General features: G+C 50.6%; 20 protein-coding genes. 5 read left to right on the forward strand and 15 right to left on the reverse strand.

The window, feature by feature from the left end; all coding sequences use genetic code 11:
* The first annotated feature begins 293 nt into the window (after positions 1 to 293).
* Entirely contained in the window at positions 294 to 1,169 is an 876-nt protein-coding gene (locus E1757_RS10860; protein ID WP_133227690.1) for a M23 family metallopeptidase, read from the forward strand.
* Positions 1,170 to 1,449: 280 nt separating this feature from the next.
* On the opposite strand, the gene E1757_RS10865 is transcribed toward E1757_RS10860, so the two are convergent.
* The 8 genes from E1757_RS10865 to E1757_RS10900 all read right to left on the reverse strand — a co-directional run bounded on the left by E1757_RS10865 (position 1,450) and on the right by E1757_RS10900 (position 13,166).
* Complete coding sequence (locus E1757_RS10865; protein WP_133227692.1) at positions 1,450 to 2,352, reverse strand: hypothetical protein; 903 nt, start codon at positions 2,350 to 2,352, stop codon at positions 1,450 to 1,452.
* Positions 2,353 to 2,629: 277 nt separating this feature from the next.
* Positions 2,630 to 3,250 (reverse strand): NADPH-dependent F420 reductase, encoded by a 621-nt coding sequence (locus E1757_RS10870; RefSeq protein WP_133227694.1) that lies wholly within the window; start codon positions 3,248 to 3,250, stop codon positions 2,630 to 2,632.
* Between the two features lie 387 nt (positions 3,251 to 3,637).
* A complete protein-coding gene (locus E1757_RS10875) occupies positions 3,638 to 5,569 on the reverse strand; it encodes a TOMM precursor leader peptide-binding protein (protein WP_133227696.1) in 1,932 nt (643 codons plus the stop codon).
* Positions 5,566 to 7,104 (reverse strand): hypothetical protein, encoded by a 1,539-nt coding sequence (locus E1757_RS10880; RefSeq protein WP_133227698.1) that lies wholly within the window; start codon positions 7,102 to 7,104, stop codon positions 5,566 to 5,568. The genes E1757_RS10875 and E1757_RS10880 overlap by 4 nt, the downstream gene beginning before the upstream one ends.
* A gap of 94 nt (positions 7,105 to 7,198) precedes the next feature.
* On the reverse strand, positions 7,199 to 8,776 hold the full coding sequence (locus E1757_RS10885; RefSeq protein ID WP_133227700.1) for a SagB family peptide dehydrogenase: 1,578 nt from the start codon (positions 8,774 to 8,776) through the stop codon (positions 7,199 to 7,201).
* A 22-nt stretch (positions 8,777 to 8,798) separates the two neighbouring features.
* Positions 8,799 to 10,742: a TOMM precursor leader peptide-binding protein gene (locus E1757_RS10890; RefSeq protein WP_133227702.1), complete on the reverse strand. Its 1,944-nt coding sequence runs from the start codon at positions 10,740 to 10,742 to the stop codon at positions 8,799 to 8,801.
* Complete coding sequence (locus E1757_RS10895; protein ID WP_133227704.1) at positions 10,739 to 12,658, reverse strand: putative thiazole-containing bacteriocin maturation protein; 1,920 nt, start codon at positions 12,656 to 12,658, stop codon at positions 10,739 to 10,741. The genes E1757_RS10890 and E1757_RS10895 overlap by 4 nt, the downstream gene beginning before the upstream one ends.
* Before the next feature lie 190 nt (positions 12,659 to 12,848).
* Entirely contained in the window at positions 12,849 to 13,166 is a 318-nt protein-coding gene (locus E1757_RS10900) for a heterocycloanthracin/sonorensin family bacteriocin (RefSeq protein WP_133227706.1), read from the reverse strand.
* Positions 13,167 to 13,461: 295 nt separating this feature from the next.
* Between E1757_RS10900 and E1757_RS10905 the strand changes: the two genes are divergently transcribed.
* Positions 13,462 to 14,481 (forward strand): FUSC family protein, encoded by a 1,020-nt coding sequence (locus E1757_RS10905; protein WP_133227708.1) that lies wholly within the window; start codon positions 13,462 to 13,464, stop codon positions 14,479 to 14,481.
* Here the strand turns inward: E1757_RS10905 and E1757_RS10910 are convergent.
* The 5 genes from E1757_RS10910 to E1757_RS10930 all read right to left on the reverse strand — a co-directional run bounded on the left by E1757_RS10910 (position 14,459) and on the right by E1757_RS10930 (position 19,738).
* Positions 14,459 to 15,010, reverse strand: a complete 552-nt coding sequence (locus E1757_RS10910) for a (2Fe-2S)-binding protein (RefSeq protein ID WP_133227710.1) — start codon at positions 15,008 to 15,010, stop codon at positions 14,459 to 14,461. The genes E1757_RS10905 and E1757_RS10910 overlap by 23 nt on opposite strands.
* 3 nt (positions 15,011 to 15,013) lie before the next feature.
* Entirely contained in the window at positions 15,014 to 15,847 is an 834-nt protein-coding gene (locus E1757_RS10915) for an FAD binding domain-containing protein (RefSeq protein WP_133227712.1), read from the reverse strand.
* Complete coding sequence (locus E1757_RS10920) at positions 15,834 to 18,203, reverse strand: xanthine dehydrogenase family protein molybdopterin-binding subunit (protein WP_281282491.1); 2,370 nt, start codon at positions 18,201 to 18,203, stop codon at positions 15,834 to 15,836. Before E1757_RS10920 ends, E1757_RS10915 begins: the two co-directional genes overlap by 14 nt.
* A gap of 4 nt (positions 18,204 to 18,207) precedes the next feature.
* Positions 18,208 to 19,023, reverse strand: coding sequence for a DUF2935 domain-containing protein (locus E1757_RS10925; protein WP_133228379.1), 816 nt, complete (start codon positions 19,021 to 19,023; stop codon positions 18,208 to 18,210).
* Between the two features lie 127 nt (positions 19,024 to 19,150).
* Complete coding sequence (locus tag E1757_RS10930; protein ID WP_133227714.1) at positions 19,151 to 19,738, reverse strand: NAD(P)H-dependent oxidoreductase; 588 nt, start codon at positions 19,736 to 19,738, stop codon at positions 19,151 to 19,153.
* A 120-nt stretch (positions 19,739 to 19,858) separates the two neighbouring features.
* Here E1757_RS10930 and E1757_RS10935 point away from each other — a divergent pair, with 120 nt between their 5' ends.
* The 3 genes from E1757_RS10935 (at position 19,859) to E1757_RS10945 (ending at position 22,980) form a co-directional block, all read left to right on the forward strand.
* Positions 19,859 to 20,302 carry a MarR family winged helix-turn-helix transcriptional regulator gene (locus E1757_RS10935; protein WP_133227716.1) on the forward strand — a complete coding sequence of 148 codons (444 nt, stop codon included), beginning with the start codon at positions 19,859 to 19,861 and terminating at the stop codon, positions 20,300 to 20,302.
* A 150-nt stretch (positions 20,303 to 20,452) separates the two neighbouring features.
* A complete protein-coding gene (locus E1757_RS10940; RefSeq protein WP_133227718.1) occupies positions 20,453 to 21,604 on the forward strand; it encodes a glycosyltransferase family 4 protein in 1,152 nt (383 codons plus the stop codon).
* 20 nt (positions 21,605 to 21,624) lie between these two features.
* Positions 21,625 to 22,980 (forward strand): UDP-glucose dehydrogenase family protein, encoded by a 1,356-nt coding sequence (locus E1757_RS10945; RefSeq protein WP_133227720.1) that lies wholly within the window; start codon positions 21,625 to 21,627, stop codon positions 22,978 to 22,980.
* 57 nt (positions 22,981 to 23,037) lie between these two features.
* On the opposite strand, the gene E1757_RS10950 is transcribed toward E1757_RS10945, so the two are convergent.
* Both E1757_RS10950 and nagZ read right to left on the reverse strand, forming a co-directional pair.
* Positions 23,038 to 24,051: a metal-dependent hydrolase gene (locus E1757_RS10950; RefSeq protein WP_246079136.1), complete on the reverse strand. Its 1,014-nt coding sequence runs from the start codon at positions 24,049 to 24,051 to the stop codon at positions 23,038 to 23,040.
* A 129-nt stretch (positions 24,052 to 24,180) separates the two neighbouring features.
* Positions 24,181 to 25,476: a beta-N-acetylhexosaminidase gene (gene nagZ / locus E1757_RS10955; RefSeq protein WP_246079137.1), complete on the reverse strand. Its 1,296-nt coding sequence runs from the start codon at positions 25,474 to 25,476 to the stop codon at positions 24,181 to 24,183.
* Positions 25,477 to 25,526: the final 50 nt, after the last annotated feature.

A 25,526-nucleotide genomic window follows, 5' to 3' on the forward strand; every position in this document is an offset into this window, starting at 1 on the left:
AACGTAACAAGCCGGCTATGTAATTACAATCAAAATATGAACAGGCCGCCCGCGCCTATGTCCATATCGCTGCAATGCGTATCGGATTTATGTACATGCAGCCGTTGCTTAACTTCAATCTGCTATAGTGCTCAGTATAGCTTCCGAATCTTAACAGAATGTCAGGCGAAATCTTAATTATTTCTTAACGATACCGATAATCCCCATTATTTCCCGGTTCACGACCGGGCACAGTTTCGCTATCATTAAATAGTCTACATAGATTTATATTATACCAACAGGAGCTGATAGATTTGAAGAAACGTTATACAGCCGGACTTGCCATGCTGACAGCAGGCATAATGTTGTTTGCAGGTTCCGCGGAAGCAGCGGTCTACACCGTAAAATCCGGAGACACCCTGTGGAAAATTTCCCAAACCTACGGCACTACCGCAAGCAAACTCATACAAGTTAATCAACTCACATCGGAGTGGATCTATCCGGGGCAACAGCTTCAAGTTCCCGGGACTACCCCTTATAAGGTTCAAAACGGAGAGTCCATGTGGGATATTAGCCGCAAGCAAGGCGTTGCATTGGCAGATTTGATCGCCGCAAACCCGCAAATCAGCAATCCGAATAACATTTGGAACGGATTATCCGTTACGATCCCGGATAAATTCGGAGCGGCTGCGGCTGCACCCTCAGCATCAGCGGCACAACCCGCCAAATTTGCAGACGGACAATTCCCGTTAAAAAAAGGAACCTATACGCAGCCAATCACAAATAATTATGCTGCAGAGCGTTATTGGTCCGAAAACGGAGATGAAATCCGCCAGCACGAAGGCGTCGATATTATGGCTGACAAGGGTACGCCGATCTATAGTGTTTTGGACGGTGAAATCGTTAATTTCGGGTGGAATGATCTCGGGGGATGGCGAATCACGGTACGGGTTGACGATACGACCCAATTTTATTACGCTCATCTGAACGGCTACGCCGGAGGTATCGGTAAGGGGTCTAAAATTAAAAAAGGCCAGCTCATCGGATATGTCGGCAGCACAGGCTATGGCCCGGAGGGCACACAAGGTTTGTTTGAACCGCATTTGCACTTCGGCATTTACAGCACGACTCCGTCATGGCATTCCATAGATCCGTTCGCATATCTCAAGTGGTGGGAGCAGAAAAATTAAGCTGTATGATAACGCCACGTTTCATAGGCAAATTATAAACACATCAAGTTCGAAAGACAGGTGCTGTATGCGCCTGTCTTTTTCGGTTGAATAGCAAGTATAAGATTTTATACTTAGCTTCGCACAACCTTGACAAACGCGCTCGTCCCGCAGGACGGCGAAGCCGTTTATCCTTGCATGCTTCCATCCCCCATATCGTTGCTGCAAGCTGTGGACAAGCGGCGGCTGGCGATTGCTTTCACTATGGAATTTGTGCGCAGCTCGGCAATATTTGTCCCGATTACAGAAGCTCCCAGACGACCTCATCATGTGCCGACTCATCTGGTCCAAGTTCCGTGAGCGGAGCATGCACCTCGACTTCGAAATAAGGAAATGCTGACGATTGAAACACTTCGACGGCGCAGCCGTGACCGTAAGGCCCGCGCGTCATGCCGAATGATTTCCTGAATAAGATTGGAGGACTTTCGGGAGATTGACCCGGGAGCCAAGTATCCACGAAACCGTTGTTGATATCGGTTCCCACTTTGAATTGCGTCGTTCCGTCGCAGTGAACAAGCGCCAGTTCCTTGTCATATTCGACCAGTCCGAGCTCTGTTTGAGTTGAATCAAAATAATGAACTCCTTTTTCATAGCGGGAGGTTCCTGCCGTCTGAAGATGAACGATTCCAGGTTTGCGGAGCATGGTGACCTGCCATATACCTTTGTGCTGAACACGGTTTCCCCGGTTGACGACCTCCTGCCGGATGCGGATTCTCCTGCCTTCATGAGGTATCCGAATGCGGCGTACGATCTGTAATTGCGTCTCTTGGCAGATTGGGCTGATCAGTTGGATTTCCGTACCTTCGGAAGTCGGCACCATCACACAATCGTATACGCCGTGATCCAATTCGGCATACGGGGGCCCATCCCAGTCCGCTTGAGGGGCAAGCCATGTTTTTTCTCCGCCATATAACAAAAAGCCTATCGATTTTCGGCTCTCCGCCAATGAGACCGCTTGTCTCTTATCGCTTTTGGGCTTAAACCCGTGCAACCCCTCATTGACAAAAAGCAGGTTCGTCCCAATCGGACCGAACTCCATAATGCGCCCCCCGATCTCGGGAACAACCGTTATTTCAATACTGTCGTTACGCACCAGCTGCCCATGAAAGCCCAAGCAATCCACTTCTTCATAAATAGGCATCATATCTTAACCTCCCCGGTATGAACAAGGAGGAGGCTTCCCCCTCCCGCATCCCCTCATAAACCATTTTTAGTAAATTATACCTAATGTGCATTTAAAAAGGAATCATTGATTACAAATAGCGGCCCGTATGAGAGTGTCGATTCGTTGTGTATAGTAGCGGAAGGCAATCTTTTCACTTTCCACTCCTAGTTTTCGCAGTTAATCGACAGTCACCGTATCAAGGCTATCCGTACGCATATGGGGACTCCGTGTTCATGCCGGACGGACAGCAATAACATTACCGGTCTCCGGTGTCTGCTTCCCGTCTCAATATTCGCAAACTGTAATCACGTCCAAATTGTGGGGAAAATATGCCCCAAAGCGTACCCATCGCTGTTTCAATTTTCTCCATGTTGGCAGAGCCCCCCACGTCGACCGGATCAAGACCGATCTCGCTAATTAACCGGGTGACGACTTCCTTGGCTTCGGAATCGTCGCCGCTTAGAAACGCGGTTGCGCTCATCGGACCATATTGCGGGTTTGCTATTACTTCCCATGCAAGCGTATTAAAAGCTCGAACAACGCGGGCATTTTGGGCCAGTCGGAGCACTTCCAAATCCGCCGATTTTCCATCAAGGCGGTTTGTGCAATTAATGAGGATTTTATTGTTCAGATCCCCCGTTTCTTCCAGGATCCGTTCAACATCTGACGGCAGAACGGCCAGAAGGATAACCTCGCCAAAGGCAACTGCTTCCCGCACCGTTCCCGCTTGAGCATTCGTCCCGGCTGCTTGCAGCAAATTCCGTATTTTATCGCTTTGCGGGTCGCGCGAGCCGAACATCACTTGATGTCCTTGCGCAGCCCATCGTCTCCCCAATGTTCCACCCATATTTCCTGAGCCAATAGAAGCAATTTTCATATTGCAGCCTCCTCGTAAATCTAATAATTTAAAATTTTCGTTCAAAAAATAGCGTCAACATCCTGCCCGGATGAATGCTTCTTTCTCATCGCCACCTTTTTTTCATCATTCTACACGCTGGAGTCGACTCCAAGTCAACACCTATTTATAGAAATGGAACCTGCCTGCTTTCAAACGAAACAAAGTCCCCCAAAAGTGACGTGAAGCTCCGAAGCCAATTCCGCTAACCCGTATTCACCGGGTTTCGTCAAGAGTGCAAGTAACTCTTGACCTTACTTTTGGGGGAGCCCCCGGTTATCCATAGAAATTTGCTGCGCATAATTTCCTAAACAAAAAAAACCGCGCAATGCGCGGATTCTGCTAATACATCTATACGCCTTTCTGTTTTTATGGAAACGGATGCGGATACGGATTAAGCTCCTCGGGTGTCAGCTTGCGATTTGCATAACCGAGCTTCATGGGTACCTCCAGCAACCTGTCGAGACCGGTCAACCGGTTATATACGTGACCGAACGTCATCGGCAGCATGCCCGGAATCAACACTTTTACGCAGTACAACCCATTGCGGAGCGTCTCGCTTGATGATTGATCGATAATAATAACATCCAGCTGCAGGCTGCGAAACGCTTGAAGAACCTGCCTAAGATCGTCCGTCAAATCATCATGTGCCGAAACGAAATCGAACGCTTCGTCGAATTTCCGGAGAGGACGCTGTTCATCCAGCAAAAAACGGAGCCTTTCCTCCGATTGCGGCAAGCTGTACAGTAGAGAGTGATCGTCCATATGTTCCACCAGGAATGAATCATGGAACATAGCTTCGGCTTCGTCTCGGCGCGTTCTCAATCGTTCTTCGGCCACCGGAATCATACCCGCCAGCTCATGTATGGCGCTCTTGGCCGCCTGGGTCGGGTCGAGATGGGCTCCGGCGGCACAGACGAGATTCGCGCCCTGATCTGCCCCGCCCTTCGCCACTGCCCAGATGCTGGGGATTCCGTTTTCCATCGTCGTATTGTACAGATTCACTTCGTATCCCGATACGGCCTTTATGCGTTCGATCATCACAAGCAGCTCCTTGTCTCCCGAAGAGCGATAGTCGAGCCGCGGAACGGGCAATCCGGCATACCAGGTCATTAAGAAAGAATCCCGTTCGACCACCTCCAAAATACCGTACAAGATCGCTTCCTCCAGACTCCCCCCTACCGCACAGCCGTTGGACGTCTCATAAACAAAGCCCCCTCCATAGGCCAAGCTGTAATACGCTAGCAGCTCCGGAACCAGAATCGGGCGTTCCTGCAGAAACGAGTATCCCCACACCCAGGACATTTTGGAATCGGGGTCAAACGGCACAAATGGAAAGTCCGGCTGTTCAAGCTGCGTCTGCGAATGGAACCCCACCTTCACAGGATCTATCGCGGTATCCTTCAAACACGAATAACTGTCGAACACGACCGTACGCTTTCCCCGGGGCGCGATGCCGCAATTCCGTTCCAACCCCTCCAGTATGGCGGCTAACTGGCTGTGCGCATACGAATGCGAACGGCCTCCCGTCACTTCATTTGTCATGAGCAATGGAAGATTCACGGCTGCCCCGGCAAAGATCGACATGGAGTCCGACTGCTTATCATTGAAGAGCCCGGTCCGGCTGTCCAAATAATCCTTAACGAGAACCTGCTGCAATTCACTCATCGACCTGCTGCGGTAATGGTTCCTGTCCAGCTTCCTGCATGGCCGTAACGATATTTCGGCCGCTTCCCGCGAATCATCCGGCAGCTGCCCGCAAACGGTACAAATCGGGACCGGCAGGCAGTAGTGGATTGTGGTACTCAAATTATCAAGATTAATCAAATAGATGCAGCCTTCGGAATGCGCTTTATCGCCTCGAATTACACGAGCCGTCTCAGCCGAGAGAATGTGCGCCATATGCCGCAATCCCGCGGGAGGTAACTCGGCAGCCGGCTGAGGCGATTGATCCGGGAACACCAGGCTGGTGAGCAGATCGTCCATCCCTTTGCCACCGCTTCCCGCCATGGAGCGCCGGGATTCCGCACATTGAGAGCAGCCGGCCGACCCGGGACGAACCAGCGGCCCCACCACGCCTTCTCCGTCGGATACATAGGCGCACAGCCAAGATATGCCGAGCGGCCGCAAAATTTCCTCCGCTTGAAGATGAGTAGAGGAGCTCCCTCCCAGTACCAATACAAGGTCTGCGGCCGGCAATTGTTCGCTGAAATCCGGTCTGCGTACGACCGGGAACCCCGATAAATGCATGCACACCGTATCCGCGAACATGCCCTCTCCAACGACAACAACGGTATTCATGGCGATTCCTCCTCTCTGAGCCGTACGCCGAATATCCCGACCGGTCCTTCCTTCAGGAACGATTCGCACCGCAAATCAATGATCTCCAGTCGTTTACGATGCTGCTTCAATGAGTGAACCGCAGACTGCAGCCAAGAGGCGTGCCAGACTGGATGACAAGCGGATATTGAGACTTTTTGCGGCTTATGATCGTTCCAATTCACAGAAGAAATCAGGGCTTCTTCAGTTTTCATCAAGGCTTTTTGCAGCGATTGGCGAAGCGCGTGTGTCAAGCCAAGGCCCACACTGCCGTACCAAGAGGCACCCGAACGAACCCAAGCTGCCGGGAGTCCGAATATCGGCTCTCCGACTGCAATTAAAGGTTCGCCTTCCAAAATACTTAAGGCGTTCAAATAAAACCGGCAATGGGTATCTTCGATTCGAGTATATTCCATGCGTGAGACAACCAGCTCATCGTGCAGAATCCGATTACTCAACTCTTCCGTTAAGCTGGCTATCAGCCCCCGACCAACCGCCTCGGCGAGGCTGCCCCCCGCTCCGATGCGGATATCCTCCGGCCGATATGAGGCAAGCCCGGAAACAAGCAGCGGCTTCATGCGTTCAATATAAGCTTCAAGTCCCGCGAGCCCCGACTCCCATCGCGCCTCTAAATGCGTCAAACCGCCGCGAACGATAACCGGCAAAAGCTGCGTTGGCCCTTCCGACAGCGGGTCTGCGGGCTGTACGAGACATTGCGACAATGGGAGCTGGTTCAATTCATCCTCTTCCCACTTATGGAAAATACCTGACACTGCAGAGGTCAGCCCACTGAAATAAGAAAACCATGCCTCCGTGTCCGCAGGCTCCTGGTTTGTTTCAAGTGCAAGCTCCAGCTCCGTTACCGTGCGGACAGGTTCATGCCCGGATACGATTGGATGAGGCAGGAACGGATGCCAGCTTCCCTCCAGTGTGAGCGGGTCCAGAATATAACATTGATTATTGCAATCCGCTTCATTTTTTCCCGACACGACTTTGTTCCATTCATACACGATAAGATTCGACAGCACGGACGCGGCTATTTCGGATAACGCTTGCGTCCCTCTATCATTTGGAAAGACGGATGAATGCACGCGCCGCCATGCCGATTCCCAGCGTCCGTCACTATCCGGATGAATCAGCGGTCCGGCAATACCTAGCCCTCTTAAGCCCATAGCAGGGAGCAGCGGCTTTTTTTCTGCAATGCAAGCGGCCTGAAGCTTCTGCAATTCTTCCAGGTCGCCATGTTGGGAAACATACAAAATAAATGAGAACGATCGAACGATAGCCTCCCAATTCTCCTTCCCGTCTCCTGTTGTAACAAGAATATCCAGAGAGGCCTCCGGATCGCCGGGAAGAGCTTGTTCCAAAAGCTTCTTGAACTCCCCCGCATCTGTAGGCTGCTTGTTCGTTACATATACGGTGATCTTGGATTCACCGGATTCATACCATGCTTTAGTCAGCGAGATCAAGATTGGACCGGAACCGACCGCCAGCACCCCTTCTCTCTGATAAGACATCCCGTTATCCTCCTTTGGGCTAAACACGCCGTGAAGCGCCCGATTATGCCGTCATCTCCAGTCAACTCCGTCCTATCCGGACTGCTTGAACGGGCTAGCTGTGCAAGCCCCCTTCCAAACGAGGACGCTGGCGATAGTAACCGATCGGGATTTGAATCAGACTCGTTTTTCCTTGCTCAGTCAATTTGTATAGCTCATCGCTAATAACCGGATTAAATCCGAGCAATGGCCGTCCTCCCATTCCGATGGCGGATGCCGCCAACAGCAACCGTTGTACAAGTATCCCCGCTTCCATCTGCTGAATACGGTAACCCCTGTACCCGAATACCGATCGGTAATAGTCCTTGTCGCCAGCCACATGCAGGCAGAGCGGCACTTGAAACAGATTGACGTTGTCCATGGACATTCCCCGCTGCAGGCGCAGCCGATGGTCTCCAGGTACTATCCGGCGCAATAAATGGGCCGTGCTGTCATAGCGGTAAGCGCCGTCGGGAATGCCCTCAACGTTATACAAACAACCGTACAAGGACATAAGAGATCCAGGCTTATCATGGGGGCTTCTTAAATCGTTGTAATAGGATAAGGAAGCCGTCGCCTCTTGCAACAGAGCCGCCGCTTCCTGCTGCGTCACCTTGTTCAATACGAAATCCGACTCGGGCGAATATCGCTTTCGGCAAATCGATGCCAGATCGTAGGACAGCCGCTCTACACGGGGCATGAATACCGCGTGTACCCCGCTTTCTGCATGTTTCACCGCCCCGGCGTGTCGAAACGAGTCTGTTGAAGCCAGCATGGACGCTTCGTTCATCTTGATCAGCATCGCGTAATCCTTCACTTTTTGCGACCGCACGTAGTGGTCATGCCGAACGACCGGCAGTTCCCGGCATAAATCAACTGATGCGAAATCTCTATCTCCATATATTCCGTTATAAGACCTGTATATCGCGGGCTCCGCCGAAAGCGGAATCGCCGCATACACACTTTCCTCCCGATCGGATACCCCGAGCAGATGGTTGACCGCCCGATCAAGAAACTGAAAGTGCATGCCAGACTCGCAGCCGAACCGTTTTGACAGTTCAAGCAATTGACCGATCAGTACGCCGGTATCCAATCCTTGCAATCGATAGGCAAAGTTATTGTATTTATAAAAATTTTTCCAAAACATAACTGAAACAAACACGATTCCAAAACAACCCGATACATCGCATCGGTTGCCGAGCGCCCGGATCAGATAGGAATCAAAATTTCCTTCGCGAAGCAATATAAGCCGATGATGCGCCGCATCATAATGGTAGACTCCGGCAGGCGCATCCGTCGTCTTCAAATATACATACAGCTCGTTCGGATACAATCCGCCGCCGGAAGGGACAAAACGCCTGTACATCTGCACCGGTTCCGCCGTCTGGTTTATGGAGCTGACCGCAGGGTACTGGCTCAGTCGGGAAAGGCCATACGCATGCCAGAGTATATGGCCGATCGTTGACAGGTCGGGATTGGCCCGCGATTCGTATCCAATCAGCGACAACGGAATTTCCGGCGATAAAGGAATGACCGGCAAGCTGCGGTAAAGCTTATAAGCAAGCGGCGCGTCATCCCAGTCGACTTCCCAATCCGGCGGTCTGGACTCGTTAGTATCCGCATGGAGACTGCGCAAAAAATTTTCCAGACGCATCCTTATCCCTCCTCAGCCATTATTATGGGAACGGATGCGGATGCGGATTGAGTTGTTCCGGACGCAGCGGCTGCTTCGCATATCCGAGTTTCGCAGGTACCTCCAACACCCTCTCCAGCCCTGTCACCCGGGCAAGATGATGGCCGAACGTCATCGGCAGCATCCCGGGAATCAGCACCTTTACACAATACAATTCGTTTCGTTGCAATTCCGGAGTCGTCTGATCCACCACGATTACATCGAGATTCAATCGGAGGAACGCCTGAAGGACATCCTTCAGGTCATCGGTCAGGTCCGGATGCGCCGGTGACCGGTTGAATTGCTCATGAAACGCCCGGAGAGGCCGGTTTTCCTCCAGCAGAAATTGCAGGCGCTCCTCTGCTTCCGGCAAGCTGTAAAGCATCGAGTGATCCTCCATCCCATGCACCAGAGACGGGTCGTGGAACATTTGCATATACCGCTCCCGATTTGCTTCGAACTTCCCGTCAAGCGTCAGCGTCATCCCCGATAATTCATGAACCGCGCTTTTCGCGGCGCGAACCGGATCGGGATGCGCTCCTGCAGCGCAAATGAGGTTGACTCCATTTGATTTCAAGTTTTTGGCCATCGCCCAAACACTTGGGATTCCATTTTCCATCGTCGCGTTATACAAAAGCACTTCAAATCCCGCCACCGCCTGCAAACGATTGACCATGAGTTCGAGCTCCTGATCGCCGGCAGAATAAGGATCAAGCCGCGGAAGCGACAGCTGCGCATACCAGGTCATGAGGAATGCATCCCGTTCCACGACTTCCATGATGCCGTAAAAAATGGCCTCCTCCAGGCTTCCGCCCAACGCGCAGCCGTTGGACGTTTCATAGACAAATCCTTGTCCGCAGCTCGAGCTGTAATAGGCAAGTTGCTGCGGAACCAAAATCGGGCTTTCCCGCTCAAACGAATAGCCCCAAACCCAATCGATCGGTTCGTCAGGATGAAATGGCCTGAACGGAAAGTCGGGCTGCTCATACTGTTCCTTGGCGTACAAGCCTACCGATTCAGGATGAAGGGCATGATCGGCCAAATTGCTGTAACTGTCGCGGACCATCATCCTTTTGCCGCGCGGCGCCATGCCGCAGTATCTTTCCAAGCCCTCCATAATAGCGGTCAGTTCGCTTTCCGTATAGGAATGCGTTCGGCCTGCCGTTACCTCGTCCTGGTCAAACATCGGAAGATTTACACTCACATCGGCAAAGGGTGACACGAGATCAACCATTTTTCCATTCAAGAAACCGGTCTTATAATCCAGATACTGTTCGACCAGAAAGTCCGCAAGATCGTCCAGCGAGCGGCAGCGGTAGCTTTTCCCGCTGATCTTGGGACTCGGTTGCAGTGAAATGCGAGCCCTTGCCGGCGTATCGTCAGGCAACCGGCTGCAGACCGGACATTGCGGATCCGGCAAAAAGAAGTGGCTTGTGCACTGCAATGTTTTCATATCCATGAAAAACATCCGTTCTTCCGAACGGGGGCGGCTGCCCCGCAGTATCTCCAGCGACTCCTTCACGAGCAGTTGTGCCATCTGTATTAAGCCTGTGCGCGAAGCCCATGCGTCATGCGAAATCCCTCCGGCCTCCGCCAGACGCTGCTCCAGCATCCACGTTTCCTTGCGGTCGCGTCCCGCCAAAAGCCGCCGGGTGTCGGCGCATTGCGTACACCCGGACATGCCCGGTCGAACCAACGGACCGATCACACCTTCACCGAATGCAACGAAGCCTCGCAGCCATGGAATGCCCGCTGCCCGGAGCAGCTCTTCCGCTTCCCGATGAACGGATGGCTGCCATGCATCGTGCAGCACCAAGGCGAAATCGGCAGATTCCGGGACGCCTCCCTTAAAATCACTCAGACGCACAATCCGGCACAGGGCGGACAGCTCTCCGCCTACAAGATCCGCCAACCCGCCCTCTCCGATAATAGCCACCTCTATGTTCATCGGGACTCCCCCTCTCGCAGCAGTACGCCGAATACTCCTTTGAGCTCCTCTTTCAAAAACGGTTCTACGGCCAGATCGACAACAAAGAGCTGTTCGCCGTTGTTTTTCAAAATCTGTAATGCGTCCTGCAAAGCAGCCGATTGTGCGATTCCTTCATTTGAAGGGATTACAAGGTCGACCGCGGCTTCGTTTCCGAGACGTACGGACGAAGCCTTCAGCACCTGGGCCGCGCGGGATCGGGAATGATTTTGCGCCTCCTGCAGCGCAGCTTTCAGCGCTCTTTGCAACGCTGTAGTCCTATTCAAGCCGATACTGCCATACCAGCTATCGCCTGCACCGACCCATACGGTAGGAAATCCCGACACTTGCTCTCCCAAGCCGATCATCGGCACTCCCCTCATGACGGACAAAGCCTGTAAATAATACCGGCATCGTTCATCTTCCACTCTGCTTAAATGTACCCGAGCGACCGTCTGCTGCCGTACCTTCTGCTGTACGGCCAGCCGCTCGGCCAAATTGGCCTGCAATCCGCGTAAAATCCCTTCCGCTGCCGTTTCCCCTGCACCGACTCCGATAATTTCTTTCGTGCGCACAAGCCTGTCGGCCAATCGTGAAGCATATGCTTCTATCCCGGCCAGACCCGCTTCCCGCCGCGCTTCCTCATGCGTCAGCCCTGTGCAAATCAGCTCCGGCAGCAAGCCGGCGGGACCCTCCGATAACGGATCGGCCGCCTGAACGCGGCACTGGGAGAGCGGCAGCTGCCTCAAGTCCCCCTCTTCCCAAATATGGAGAATCCCCGATTGTGCCGAAGTCAAACGGTTTAAATAAGTCAGCAAACCGTTGGATGCGCTTTTGTCCGCTTCGCTCCCGTCAAGGCGCAGCTTCGATAATTCAGCCGTTTGGGCTGTCTCAAATCCGCGAACCAAAGGATGCGGCATGAATGGATGCCAGCCTCCTTCCAACGTTTCCAGGTCCAGCAGAAAAAACGAGTTTCTTTGCCCGGATTGTCCGGCAGCCGACTTAAACAGCTCGAACACGATCACATTCGCCAGCATCGCTCCCGCCGTGGAGGAGAAAACATGCTGCTCCGGATCTTTATAAACGGCTGTCTGGTGGACCCGGCGCCATGCCGATTCCCAGCATCCCTCAGACTCCGGATGTATAACAGGGCCTGCCATTCCGGTCTGATGCAGGCACATGGCCGGCAGCAGCATTTTGTTCTCCGCTTTGCAGACTGCGTGAAGAAGCCGGAACCCCTCCATATCGCCGTCTTGAGCCGCATACAGAATCGATTGGAACGGCTGCACAACGTCCTTCCAGCCGTCTGCTCCTTCTTTTCCCATAATGATTTCTTTGAGCTCCACCTCCGGATCCGTGCGGCGGGCATGCTCAGCCAATTCCGCCAGCCGCTCGCGGTTCGTCGGCGCACAATCCGTTATCAGCATGTGAAGCTTAGGCAAGCCGGATTCCATTAATGCGGAAACTAACGCAACGAAAAACGGACCCGACCCGACCGCTAATACGCCGGTCTGCCGGTAACACTGAAACCGGTATGCGCCGGAATCGCCGAAGCTTTCTAAAAAAGCTATTTGTGCAGCGTACTTTTGGATAATTTCGTTCGTCAATTGATGCGGACGGTCTTGACTTACATCCCGAACAAAGCCCTTTTGTAACAGCACATCCGCGATTTCATACACACGATTCCGGTGCGGGTCCGACAGTCCGGCCGTCAAATCCGCCAACGTATATGCCCCATTGAACATCGGAACCAGTTTTTCGATCCACCGGTCGATCATCTCTCCTTCCATACGGAAAGTGCCTACGTTATTCCGGAAGTACACACTGTCGTTCGGAACAGGGAGAAAAAACGTGTCTTCCTTTACTTTCGGACGCGCAGCAGAGGTTAAATTTGTCATTTCGTTCCTCCTCACTCATGCAGGTTACCTCGTCGTTACATTTATTCATCATTATCATATGTACGATATTTCGTCCCTCATGCCTGGCAGGCAATGAAAGAGAAATGCCCCCGACAGCCAATGGCCGTACAGGGGCGAACATTCTCCGCTAACTTGATGCTGGTTTTTGCCGCAACCGGTAATGACGGGATTAACGGCAGCGATGCCCGCAGAAACCGCCGCAGCGATGCCCTCCGCAGAAGCCGCCGCAGCGACTGCAGAAGCCGCCGCAAAAGCCGGCGCAAAAGCCGCTGCAAAAACCGCCGCAAGTGCCGCCGCAAAAGCCGCTGCAAAAGCCGGCACAAAAACCGATTCCGAAGCCAACGCACAGCCGCGACGGATCAGCCGGGTTAACGCCAATCGGAAACTGACCAGCCGGGTACTGGCCTTGTTGGTTCCATGGTGTCATCTCGCCGGTTTGCAACTCGGAAACGCTCAATTGTTGAAGATCGTTTTGGAATTCATTCATTGTAAAAAACCTCCAGTTAATTTTGTTTGGCAGCTGATACTGTCGTGAAGGAATTTGAACTGTTTAAAACATACTTACAATCTATGGAGCATCTCCGCATTTGTTACTAAGTCAAACGCCCATTTTATGGGCGTTTGTACCAGAGCAAGCCATGACGAACGGCATCTTGTCCAAAACATTTTGCCATGTATAATACCGGGGGCGTCTTCCTCAATCCGATTCGCTATCACCGTTTAATAGCTTCCGAAAATGGCAACAATAACCTAAACCGATTATAAAATGGGGTTAAACCGAATTGAAAAGTAAAATCATCTCTTTCATCAATACGAATGCGGTTGTATGGAAAATTCCGATAGCCGCAGCGCTGTCATGGGAAATCGCGAAATGGGCTGGCTCCAACCATCCCTACTTGTCCCCGCTTACAGTCATCTTGTCCATCCAAATGACGGTCAGCAAATCTATGAAGTTTGCATGGCAGCGCGTCATAGGTACGATTGCAGGCGTCCTTTTCACTGCGATCATAGCGCCCTATGTCGGCTTAAGCGGTTGGAGCATCGGGCTGCTGCTCTTTGTAGGGGCCGTCATTGTCGCCCGGTTGAAATTGGATCATGCTATGATGATCCAGGTCGCGCTCAGCATTTTATTGGTGTTGTACTTTCAAAGCAAGATGCCCAGCTATCCGCTTGATCGCATCCGCGATACCGTTATCGGCGCTGCCGTCGCGGTACTGATCCAAATACTGATTTTCCCGCCCGATTCCATTCATAAAGCAAAAAAAAAGACGATCCGATTCGCGGATCATCTATCCAATCAATTTGATAACGCAGCAAAATGGGTAGAGCACGGCTGCGCCGCGAATGAAGCCCAGACTATACAGACTGAGCTGCAAACCTTGTTCCAAGAGCTTCATCAGGCGACTACCGAAGCGGAAAAAGCGGATCAAAGCTTGAACTACAATCCGCTCGCTCACAAAAAACGCAATGCGTTGAATCAACTGACCCGGCAATTGGATCAACTCCGGTCAGGCTACGCGAATCTTACCGACATGGTGCGAATTTTTACAAAATGGTCCGGCAGCAGCTTTTTTACGAAAGAGGATCAACGGATTTGGGCGGATCATTTAAATAAAATAGCGGAACTGGTAAAGGAGTGGAAAAAAATGCTGGATGATCCGAACGCAAACGCCTTCGACCCGTCTGCTTTTGCCTTGCATATTAAAGCGCCTTCCGATATCGAAAACTATCAGTACCCGCTTGCCTTATATACGAACGCCGAACAAATCATTCAAGATTTCAAAAGTCCGCCTTTTTCATAGAGTCTTGATTTATTATCAAACCCGTACCCTCACTCTCGGAGGATGTTGGTATCGCATCGGTTCTCGCTATAAATACAGCCTTCACCGCATCATCAATTTCTTCGTAGGACATGCACCTGCAAATGTTGGATTCCAACCATAACCGAATCGTTTTCTTATTCGCATCCGGATGAGCATTCAACAACCCGTGACAGTTTACAATAAACCCTGGCGTGCAATATCCGCATTGAAACGCTTGGTAGTGAGCAAAAGCTTGCTGTACCGGCGAATTTCTTAAACCTTCGATCGTTGTTACAGGCTGTCCGTCGGCTTCCACGGCGAGCATAAGGCATGATTTGACGGGCAGCCCGTTTACTAAAATCGTACAAGTGCCGCAATCGCCATTGTCGCAACCGGATTTGCTTCCTGTCAGCCCGAGATAATCCCGCAGCACGTATAATAGCGTTTCCGCAGCTCTTACCCGAATCGATCGCTGCTCGCCGTTAACTTTGAATTCCAATGGATATAGAGCGGCTTCGTAAGATGGCATGCTTCACCTTCCTTCCAACTTGCTTACGGCTTCAGCCATCGTTTGTTTAAGCACATACTCGCGATATGCGGCAGATCCTTCGGCATCGGTCAAAACCGGAGCCGGTAATCTGCCGGCTGCCTGTTCGATTCTTTCCGCTATTGGAATCGTCGTATCGTTCAACGACTGCTCCATTGGAACGGACCGGAATGGGAATGCGCAAACGCCGCTATACGCTGCACGAATCCGATTGTTTTTCTTAAGAGCGGCCATTGTTACGAGAGGATAGCCAACGCCGCCGATTTGCCGTTTTTTATAATGAACGAACGGCGATGATACATATTCGCGGTCCGTCATGATCTGCACAAGAAATTCTCCGCTCTCCAATCTTATTTGCCGCAAGAAAATATCATGAATAGAAGCCTCTCTTATTCCTTTCGCTCCTGCCAGAACCATGCGGCTGTCGGCCAGGAGCAGCGGAAGAACGGCCTCCCTGTAATGAATTTTTCCGCAAATGTTCCCTCCGAGCGTGATTTGATTTCGCGCCGTTTGATCGGCGACTCCTTGTGCCGTTTCGCTGAGCAGCGGGAACGGGTTCGTCGCAGATAAAACCGTTAACGGGACACAGGATCCCAGAATAAGGATATCCTTTTGAAATTCAATGACACCGCATTCCGGAATGTACTTTAAATCGATGACAGCCCCCGGCTGAATGGAATTTCTTCGGGCCCATGTGATTATTTCCGTACCGCCGGAGAAGTACAACGGTTTTTTCCCCCGCGCTTGCAGATGTTGAAACAATTCCACGGCTTTCCGAACGGTAGAAGGTTTATAATAATCAAAGTCAAACGGAATCATGGACCGTCCTCCATATCGATTCCGGCGTAAGAGGCAGCTGATAGAGTGCAACGCCGGCAGCGGTTGACAAGCTGCTCGCGAGTGCCGCAGGCATGCCAATCAAGCCATGCTCGCCGATTCCACGCAAGCCGTAAGGGGCTTCCCTATGAGGCGTCTCGACAAAATCAACCCGATATTCGGGCTGTTCGCCATACCGAATCAACTTGTAGGTTCGCAGCTGCGGATTTATGATGGCTCCGTTAGGATCGAACAGAAAAGCTTCCCGGCTGGCAAAGCTTAACCCGATGCTCATGCCGCCTGTGATTTGACCTCGGGCAAGCTTCGGATTGATTACTTTGCCTGCATCTATGACCGCTGCCGCTTTTACGATTTTATAAGAGTAGTCTCTTGTATTCAATTCCACTTCAACCGCCTGCGCGCCCACCGTCCACTCCGGTCCGGTATTTCCTTTACCGGTCTCAGGATCCAGTAATGTTAGATTACGCATTGCGTAGCTTCCGCGACCGATGACTTGGCCGCCGATCGTATTTCCATTTGGAAATCTGTATCCGTTGGCGATTTTTTCAATCTGAATCCCGATTTCGGAACGGTTTTTGAAGTAAACCTTTCCTTCTCCGACATCCAGCTCGGCCGGTGAACATTCCAGCACAATCGAGGCCGTGTTCTTTAATTGTTCGATGGCGTCATCTGCTGCCTCCAAGATCGCGTTGCCAACTAAAAAGGTGCTGCGGCTCGCCACCGTTTTCCAATGGTCAGGATCGGTTTCCGTATTTACTCCTGTAGAAATATGTACCATACGATCGTCCATACGCAGCCGCTCGGCCAATATTTGAGTCAGCGCCGTCCTCGTGCCTTGACCGATTTCAACTGCACCGCAGAGCAGATTAACGCTGCCGTCAGGATTAAATACAATAACGGCTCCCGCCCCTGCATCTGTTGGCGTATTTGAATTTTTCCAGAAGCAGCATACCCCGTTCGCCTTGATAAGGTGACCTTCAATTTCCTTTCGGGGACGGTCGTCCCAGTGGATCAACGTTTTCAATTTTGCAATGCACATGGGCAAATCGCCTACGTTACTTCTATCCAATAAGGTTTGTGTCGGGGTCGTATCCCCCGGTCCAATCGCATTGTGAAAACGAAACTCCAATGGATCCATATTCACTTGATCCGCCAATAAATCCATGGCTCTCTCCATCGCGAACGTCAGCTCAGGATGGCCGAAACCTCGAAATGATGTTGAATAGGGGTGGTTGGTATACATGCATAAGGAGTCGCAACGAACGTTATCGATTCGATAAGGCCCCGTGCAATCGGTGGCTCCCGCCCTGCTCATGATCGCTCCCCGATCCGAATAGGCTCCGCCGTCAAACAGATGTAAAATTTCCGCGGCCGTAAGCCTCCCTTCACGGTTGCAGCCAAGTTTGATTCGGGCATCCAAACCAATATGAACCGGAGAGGAGATCATATCCAGCTCCCTGGAATTAACCAATTTAACCGCTCTCCCATCTACGGCCCTGGAAGCTAAAAAAGCTAGAAACTCCAATTGGATGGCGGCTTTCCCGCCAAAGCTTCCTCCGACCAATGGGGTATGTACAATGACTTTATGTAGAGGGATATGAAACGATTGACTGATTGCCCTGCGAATTACAAAGGGTGATTGTGAGGCGGAATGGATGTTCACTTGTCCGTCAGGTAAAATCTCCGCTATACTGCATCGCAATTCCATGGCGGCGTGATCCGATTGCGGCAAAGCGACACGGACTTCAATGATATGATCGCTATGGTTCCACCCTTCCTCCATATTTCCTTTGCGAATTTTGGTTCGATTAGCGATGTTCGTTCCCGGCTCCGGATAAACCTCCTCATGCCGCTTGTACGCGGCCAGATGTTCATGGACAAGCGGAGCTTCTTGCTGATAGGCTTCGCTTGGGGAACGGACGACCGGTAAAAGTTCGTATTCCGCTTTGATTTGGAGAGCCGCCATCTCTGCATTATATTCCTGATCCGCGACAACAAGAGCAACGGGCTCGCCATAATATCTCACTTTACCGATGGCGATGGGCGGCCGGTCTGCCAGCGGCGAGCCTGTCAATATCGGGTAATATTCTCCCGTTATGACCGCTCGTACTCCAGGTATTTTCCAGGCCCCTGACGTGTCAATCGATTTTATGGTGGCGTGTGCATGAGGGCTGACAGCGATTTGGGCATGTAAAAGCCCCGGTCTCGAGATATCGTCCATATATTTGGTTGTCCCTGTTACTTTCTCCCATGTTTCCTTTCTGGGAACGCTTTTTCCGACCGACCACTCGATTTTATTCCCCTCCTTTTTTTTCGAATGAGCCCTGCGGCAGTTCACTTTCTCAATGACGGATTGCAACCTGTTGTCCGGAGTAGGTCAGTGCACCTTCAAACATATCAATGATTTCCAAAAATCTTTCTGCTTCCCGGAATACATGGTCTGCGAGCAGCGGATGGATGATACTTTTAATCCTGCATTGCTCAATTAATTGTTTTGCTGTTTGTTTAAAGTCCCTCAACGATTTTACCGACACTCTGTTTTGATCCAAAAATTGGCTTAACAATGGCTGTGTCTGTGATTGAGGCCGCATGGATTCCAAATCCTTGGCCTGGTATAACAACTGATCAAAGTCATGACTAAATTCACGGGCTTGATCCGCCAGCTTGCGCTCTGAAGGATCTAATAGATGGCCGATGAATTTTGCATGGTCAGCCATTATTTTTAGGAAAAACACATTTTCGTCGATTATTGCATCCTGGAGCGGTTCAAGTTTTCCTTGATTTAATTCAAACAACCGGTTTCTAAAGTAATTGGCCTCTCTGCTTATGTGATCCACCAGCAATGGAAAGTTCGTTTGACCCGGAAGCTGACAGGTTAAAATCAAACCTAGTACTTTCCTTTTAAAAGCCCAAATATGCGAAGCGGCGGTATGAACCTCCATATTGAATTGCTGAATGGTTGCGGGATCCACATCCTCTCGAAAAGAATAAGATTTTTGCTCGATCCCCTCAAATAAATTGTAAAAATAATTGGCTTCATTAATTAGCTGCGTATCCTCGCATCGAAAACCCAGTCTTAAAAAAAAAGAATGCTCCTTCATAATACGGGACCAAAATTGTATTTCATTAAGCGAACGTGCGATGAAGGCATCAGCCATCATATATTCAGTCCTCCAAACGGCATTTTAATACTATGCGTATGCGGTCTTGTTCACTTTCATACTTGGCGCTGTTCGAATGGCGAATGCTGCCGCGTAGTCCGAGGAATGAAGATGGCGGAGCGGGCTAACGACCGACTGATTGGAAATAACGATATATTTTATTTAATTTCTCTTCATGCTTCCCTTTCTTGCTCTCCATATTGCCAAACTCAAAAAACTTTACTTTTCTGATACCGACATAATTGAACAGAGCTTTCTTCATTAATACTTTGTGGGCGTTATTCAACCAGAACAACGGGTAATGCGTAGGACCTTTCATGGTTGAGATGCAGACAACGGATTTCCCCTTCAACAATCCTTCGGGCAGCAGCCCCCCTTTATCTTTGTAAGCAAAGCCCGAAGCAAACATTTTATCTATGTAGCCCATTAGCATTGCGGGAGGACGGCCCCACCAGATAGGATACACAAATACAATTTTGTCGGCCCAAATAAGCTGCTCCCGATACTTTTCCAGACTGGGATCGGAGTGCATATCCCTCCTGCGCTTTTCTTTATTAAAAACAAGGATCGGATCGAATTGCTCCTCATACAGATCCAGAAGCTTCACTTCCGCTATATGGGGATTTTCACTGCTCCCTTGAATGACTTTTTGAAAAAATGAATAGCATAAGCTCCGATGATTAGGATGCGTATAAATAACAAGAGCCTTCATAGAATCCACCGCCTTACTTATCATTTGATAAGTAAATCGTATCATATTTTATTTTTAGTTGTCAAAAGATAATTGTTTTTTGATAATAATTTTGTTATCGTGTCAGTAAGAGGTGATTCCATGGACAACTCGGCTTTTTTTCATAAATTTGTGTCCTTTACTGTAGCTGTTCATCAAGTGACGAATGAAATGACCAAGGGCGTCAAGTCCGACGCTATAACTCCATTGCAATATAGCATTCTTGAATATATAGCGGTTAGTCAGCCCGTCACCCTTAGTCAGGTTAGCGACTGCAAACATATGTCCATGCCGAATACGAGCCGTGAGCTGAAAAAATTATGCGAAAAAAACTTATGCGAAAAATTTGCGGATGGCGAAGATCGGCGCAAGCAATATGTTCGTCTTACCGAAGAAGGCGGGAAGCTGATGAACGAAGCTTTTAAAACCATTGCGGCTCGTTTCCTGGAGCGAATAAAAGACGCTTCCGAAGAAAATCTCGAACAAATCGACCATGCTCTGGATGTGCTTCATTCCAAAGTATTTTATACCGGCAAGCCGACTTAGAACACTCGCAAGCGTGGATGACCCGGTTCGTCAGCCAATGAGGAATGATAACTCGGTGCTTTATTTAATATTGCGTTAAACCTTTTCTGCTCGTAAATTAATAAATCCGGTGTATGCTAGAGCCATATGGTAATGTCGAGGAGGGGTTTCATGCGAATCGCCTTATTTTCAGACACCTATTGGCCTCAGGTTAACGGGGTTGCCATGACACTGAAACGGCTGACCGAACATCTGGAGCGCCGTAACGTGTCTTACCGGTTGTTTGTACCGCGATGCAGCGAGGATGAATTATATACGAACAAAGTCCAACGTTTTTCCAGTCTTCCGTTTTTATTTTATCCGGAATGCCGGATTGCGCTGCCGAATTACATGTCGATCAGCAATGAGCTTCAACAGTTTCAACCGGATCTGATCCATGTTGCAACACCGTTTAATATAGGGCTCTGCGGTCTATATTACGGCAGAAAATACGATATCGCGCATGTCGCCTCTTATCATACTCATTTTGACCGTTATTTAAGTTACTACCACCTCCAATTTGCTTCTCCCCTTCTATGGCGCTATATCCGTTGGTTTCATCAATCATGTCTGGCCACCTTTGTCCCTTCGCAGGAAACAGCCGAACAGCTTGCCGGCGAGGGTATACGAGGACTGGAACTGTGGAAGCGCGGCGTTGATTGCAACCTGTTCCATCCCGGCAAAAAAAATACGGCGATCCGTGAAAAATACAAGATCAAGGAACGCTTTATTTTGCTGTACGTCGGCCGGATCGCGCCTGAAAAGGATCTGGATCTAATGCCGGACATCATGAGAAGTCTGCCCGAGTCACTTCGCGATCACGTACACTGGATTTTTGCGGGAGACGGCCCTTTGCTTAAGCATTTACAAGAGACCGCACCGCCCAACGCCACTTTTACCGGATATATGAAAGGGGAAGCGTTAGCCGAGCTGTATGCGTCCGCCGATTTATTCGTATTCCCTTCCAGCACGGAAACATTTGGCAATGTCGTGCTTGAATCCCTCGCTTCAGGCACACCCGCCATTGGCGCCGCATCCGGCGGGGTACAGGAAATCATTCAGCACGGGCGGACCGGCATGTTGTGCCCGACTCGCGATACGGCTGCATTCGTTCATTCCATCGCAAGCTTGCTGGAGCAGCCCGGAACGTTAAGGGACTACGGGCTTGCCGGCAGAGCATACGCCCTGACCCAATCGTGGGAAGCGATATTTGATAATCTGCTGCTCCAATACGAACAAATACTGCATTCCGTTGCATCGAGAGGAAAACCGTTTTCCGCATAATCGGGTAGGAGGGATACGTTATGAGAATCGCGGTGATCGGCACTGGTTACGTCGGCTTAGTTACCGGCGCTTGCCTGGCTCGTTTAGGTCATAGTGTCATTTGCTCGGATCGCTCAGCCGAGAAAATATCCGTTCTGGCATCCGGAGGTCTGCCGATCTGGGAGCAGGGTCTTGATGAGCTTCTAAGCGAGGCGTCGAGCCTTAACCGGATCCGATTTACGACAAATATAAAATCTGCAGTGCAGGAGTCGGATATCCTCATCATCTGTGTAGGCACGCCGTTCGGTCCCAATGGCGAAGCCGATTTGACTCAATTATGGTCGGTCGTCAAGCAAATCGCCCGGCACTCCACAGAAAAGAAATTTCTGGTTGTCAAAAGCACGGTTCCTGTTGGCACAACCGATGAGATCGATCAATGGCTGCAGTCGGTTTCTGCGAACCGAAACATAGATGTAATACACAATCCCGAATTTCTCCGACAAGGAAATGCGATTCGCGATTTTTTCCATCCGGATCGTATTGTGGCGGGGTGCCGGACAGATAAAGCGAAACACGTTGTAAGCGATCTATATAAGGACCTCCCATCCCCTATCCTTTTTTGCGACAGCCGGAGCTCCGAGCTCATTAAATATGCGTCCAATGCATTCCTTGCCATGAAAATATCTTACATCAATATGATTGCGGATTTCTCGGAGCAAACCGGAGCCCGCATCGATGTCGTTGCCGAAGGTATAGGTATGGATAGCCGGATCGGAGAGGCTTTCCTGCGGGCCGGTATCGGCTACGGCGGATCATGCTTTCCCAAGGATATTATGGCATTTCGAGCCATGGGTCAAAAGTGGGATTGCCCTATGCCCCTCCTCGATTCCACAGTGTCTATTAACCGGCTTCGACCGCGGCGTTTGGTGAATAAGCTAACAGACGAATTAGGAATGTTAAAAGGAAAGCGCATCGCTCTCCTGGGGCTTGCATTCAAACCGATGACAGACGATCTTCGCGAGGCCCCCTCGCTCCAAATAAGCAGGATCTGTTTGGAGCAGGGAGCAGCCGTTCATGCTTACGATCCCCATGTTAGCGATTATCCTGTTCCTGAGGTGGTATTGCACCGCAGCTTGTATGACGCAATCGACTCCTCTGACGCGGTCGTCATCGTTACTGAATTGGAGCAGCTTCGCTGTCTGGATTGGCAGATCGTAAGCAAGAAGCTGCGTACCCGTCTTATAATCGATGGCAGAAACATGTTTGCCTGGGAGGAAATGCTCCATATAGCCGATACATTCGACATGACTTACATATCCGTCGGAAGACCGCCGATCCCCGCATCTGCGGCTGCAGGAGCCGATTTCTATAAGGCCAATCAAATCCGGAGCATATAAAACGAAAACGGAGCGCTGACTTGGAATCAGTACTCCGTTTAATATTTCCTCCTGAGCTTATACAAACGGAGGGTCCCATGCCTTTTTCCGCCATCCGATCCGGTGGGAAACGACTTTCATTTCCCGGTCCAGACAAACATCGACTCCAAACGAAAGCTTGCGTCCATGGCTGAAACGTACGTCGCTCCAGCTGACTTCGTAACCGTTTTTGACTACCTTGCAGGTGACGTGAATCCGCTGCGCAAAGCCGAGGAATGCCCGAACCCCGTCTACCCCCATCGTAGCCTGAATGATAGTGTTTCTTTCTTCTTTAGGATATACGGCTTCCAATACGACCTTACTGTAAACGATTTTTCCCGTATAAAAGCAATCGTCCGCTTCGACCACAAATCGCCAATGGAATAAGTGAAAGCCGGGAATCACATGATAAACTCCGGAAACGTTAAATTCATTAACGATCCGACAAACCCGTACTTGATGCTGCCATGCGCGCAAAATGATATAGCCGAACGTCAATGCGTAAATCCATAAAAATAATGGAGCCGGATCGTATTCGTATAACAACCAGAGCACGAGTCCCGCACCATGCAGCACGAATAAAAACGGCTCGAAAATGGACAAAATATCCAGGTGAACCCAATGCTTCGAAAACGGACGAGCGCTTTGCACGCCATAGCAGTTGAGCGTATCCAAAAAAACATGAAAAGCTACCGCGATAAAAATCCACATATACAGTACATGCCAGTAAGGAAATAAATGAAATGCAATACAAAGCGGCAAAGAAATGATGGCAGGCCATATAAACAAAGCAGGAATGGAATGCGTTAGTCCCCGATGATATTGAATATAGGAAGCAAAGCCTCTCACCCGCAGCACCGCGTCAAAATCAGGCGCATGCGACCCGATTAAAGTACCGATCAGTACGGCCTGCGCCAGGCTCGCCTCACTTGCCACAGCCGGTTCTATATATGCAAGTCCCGCCAGCGTCGCGCCTAGCACCAGATGACTAGCTGTGTCCAGCCCGATCTCCTCCTTCTCTGTTAAAACCTCGAAGTCTGCGATTAACGCCAAGCTGCAGCGCTAATAGCTTTATTGTAGCTAGCAAATATCAACATGATGTTAATGGCATGTAAAAAATTTGTTTGATTTGGAAATTAACTGTAAAAAGAGAGGCGTCGTCGCCCCTCTTTATAGTGAATGCTATCTCTTTAACGCCTCTTGAATATGTTTATTCAGCTCCGACATATCGGCCGGCGGTGTCGGTTGGTCCGAAAGCCGGAAGCTTTGCTTCAGCTTGACGATTCGATATACGCTGGCATCGATAACCGGCTGCGGGATTTCCCCGCTTTCCGCAGCAGCCGACAAAGCATCAAGCACATCATTTTGCTGCTTGGGATTGTGACCGACAAGGACGATATCCGCCCCTGCCAAAACGGCTTGTACCGAAGCGGGACCGATAGGCATCGTCTTCCCGATCGCCTCCATCGTCATATCGTCAGTGATGACGACTCCGTTAAATTTCAATTCGTCTCTCAGGAAATTTTGAATGACGATGCGGGACATTGAAGCCGGAGTGTCCGGATCGAGCTTGTTCATGAGGATGTGAGCGACCATCACCGCCGGAGCTCCCTCCTTAATTGCCGATGCGAACGGCTCGAATTCGATAGAGCGAAGTCTTTGCAGATCATGATCTACCACCGGCAGCCCTTTGTGGGAATCGACGGACGTATCGCCGTGACCCGGAAAATGCTTGACAACGGGTATGACTTCATGCGACTTCATCCCGAGCATTTCCTGTACGCCCATACTCCTTACCGTTTTCGAAGTGTTTCCGAACGAGCGGTCACCGATGACGGGATTGTCAGGATTCGTATTGACATCAAGCACCGGCGCATAATCGGTATTCAACCCGACCGACTTTATCGCTTCGCCTAATGCAGATCCGACCTGGTACGCATACTTCGTATCGTTGGTGCTGCCGATGGTCATACTGGCAGGGAATGCCGCAATCTCCTTCGGCAAACGGGAAACGCGGCCCCCTTCCTGATCCGCACTCAAGAGCAGCGGCAGCCTTGCGCCTGCTTCGCGGTTCGATTGTTTGAGTCCATTGACAAGCTCGGTAGTTTGAGTTGCGGATACAATATTGTGGCTGTACAAAATGATCCCGCCAACGCGGCGTTCCTTAATAAACGTACTGATTTCCGGCTTCATGGCTGTCCCGTCCACTCCGATTAACACCATTTGGCCTATCTTTTCAGTCATACTCATTTGAGCGACAAGCTCGGCCGTCGGGTCGACAGACTCGGGCGGCTCCTGAGCAGCAGGCTTCGGCGGCTCGCGGTCGACTGGCTGCGGGTTAGGAGCCGCATGATTGGCCGACGTTGGAGGCGGCGTTTCGGGAGCGGATGGTTCCGCATGCTTCGTCCTGCATCCGGCAAGAACGATGAGACAGATCGCTGTAATATAAATAAGCCGGATTCGTAAAAATCGCATCATTTCTCACCCTTCGCTGGGAATATCGCCTAATGGTATCATGAACTGGAAGC

The organism is Paenibacillus piri (assembly GCF_004354045.1).
GTDB lineage: Bacteria > Bacillota > Bacilli > Paenibacillales > NBRC-103111 > Paenibacillus_S > Paenibacillus_S piri.

Coding starts and splice junctions, on each gene's coding strand:
- E1757_RS10885 (WP_133227700.1), bottom strand. CDS start 8,776: ATGCGTCTGGAAAATTTTTTGCGCAGTCTCCATGCGGATACTAACGAG.
- E1757_RS10930 (WP_133227714.1), bottom strand. CDS start 19,738: ATGAAGGCTCTTGTTATTTATACGCATCCTAATCATCGGAGCTTATGC.
- E1757_RS10935 (WP_133227716.1), top strand. CDS start 19,859: ATGGACAACTCGGCTTTTTTTCATAAATTTGTGTCCTTTACTGTAGCT.
- E1757_RS10900 (WP_133227706.1), bottom strand. CDS start 13,166: ATGAATGAATTCCAAAACGATCTTCAACAATTGAGCGTTTCCGAGTTG.
- E1757_RS10925 (WP_133228379.1), bottom strand. CDS start 19,023: ATGGCTGATGCCTTCATCGCACGTTCGCTTAATGAAATACAATTTTGG.
- E1757_RS10940 (WP_133227718.1), top strand. CDS start 20,453: ATGCGAATCGCCTTATTTTCAGACACCTATTGGCCTCAGGTTAACGGG.
- E1757_RS10895 (WP_133227704.1), bottom strand. CDS start 12,658: ATGACAAATTTAACCTCTGCTGCGCGTCCGAAAGTAAAGGAAGACACG.
- E1757_RS10865 (WP_133227692.1), bottom strand. CDS start 2,352: ATGATGCCTATTTATGAAGAAGTGGATTGCTTGGGCTTTCATGGGCAG.
- E1757_RS10890 (WP_133227702.1), bottom strand. CDS start 10,742: ATGAACATAGAGGTGGCTATTATCGGAGAGGGCGGGTTGGCGGATCTT.
- E1757_RS10945 (WP_133227720.1), top strand. CDS start 21,625: ATGAGAATCGCGGTGATCGGCACTGGTTACGTCGGCTTAGTTACCGGC.
- E1757_RS10910 (WP_133227710.1), bottom strand. CDS start 15,010: ATGCCATCTTACGAAGCCGCTCTATATCCATTGGAATTCAAAGTTAAC.
- E1757_RS10875 (WP_133227696.1), bottom strand. CDS start 5,569: ATGAATACCGTTGTTGTCGTTGGAGAGGGCATGTTCGCGGATACGGTG.
- E1757_RS10915 (WP_133227712.1), bottom strand. CDS start 15,847: ATGATTCCGTTTGACTTTGATTATTATAAACCTTCTACCGTTCGGAAA.
- E1757_RS10870 (WP_133227694.1), bottom strand. CDS start 3,250: ATGAAAATTGCTTCTATTGGCTCAGGAAATATGGGTGGAACATTGGGG.
- E1757_RS10880 (WP_133227698.1), bottom strand. CDS start 7,104: ATGTCTTATCAGAGAGAAGGGGTGCTGGCGGTCGGTTCCGGTCCAATC.
- nagZ (WP_246079137.1), bottom strand. CDS start 25,476: ATGATGCGATTTTTACGAATCCGGCTTATTTATATTACAGCGATCTGT.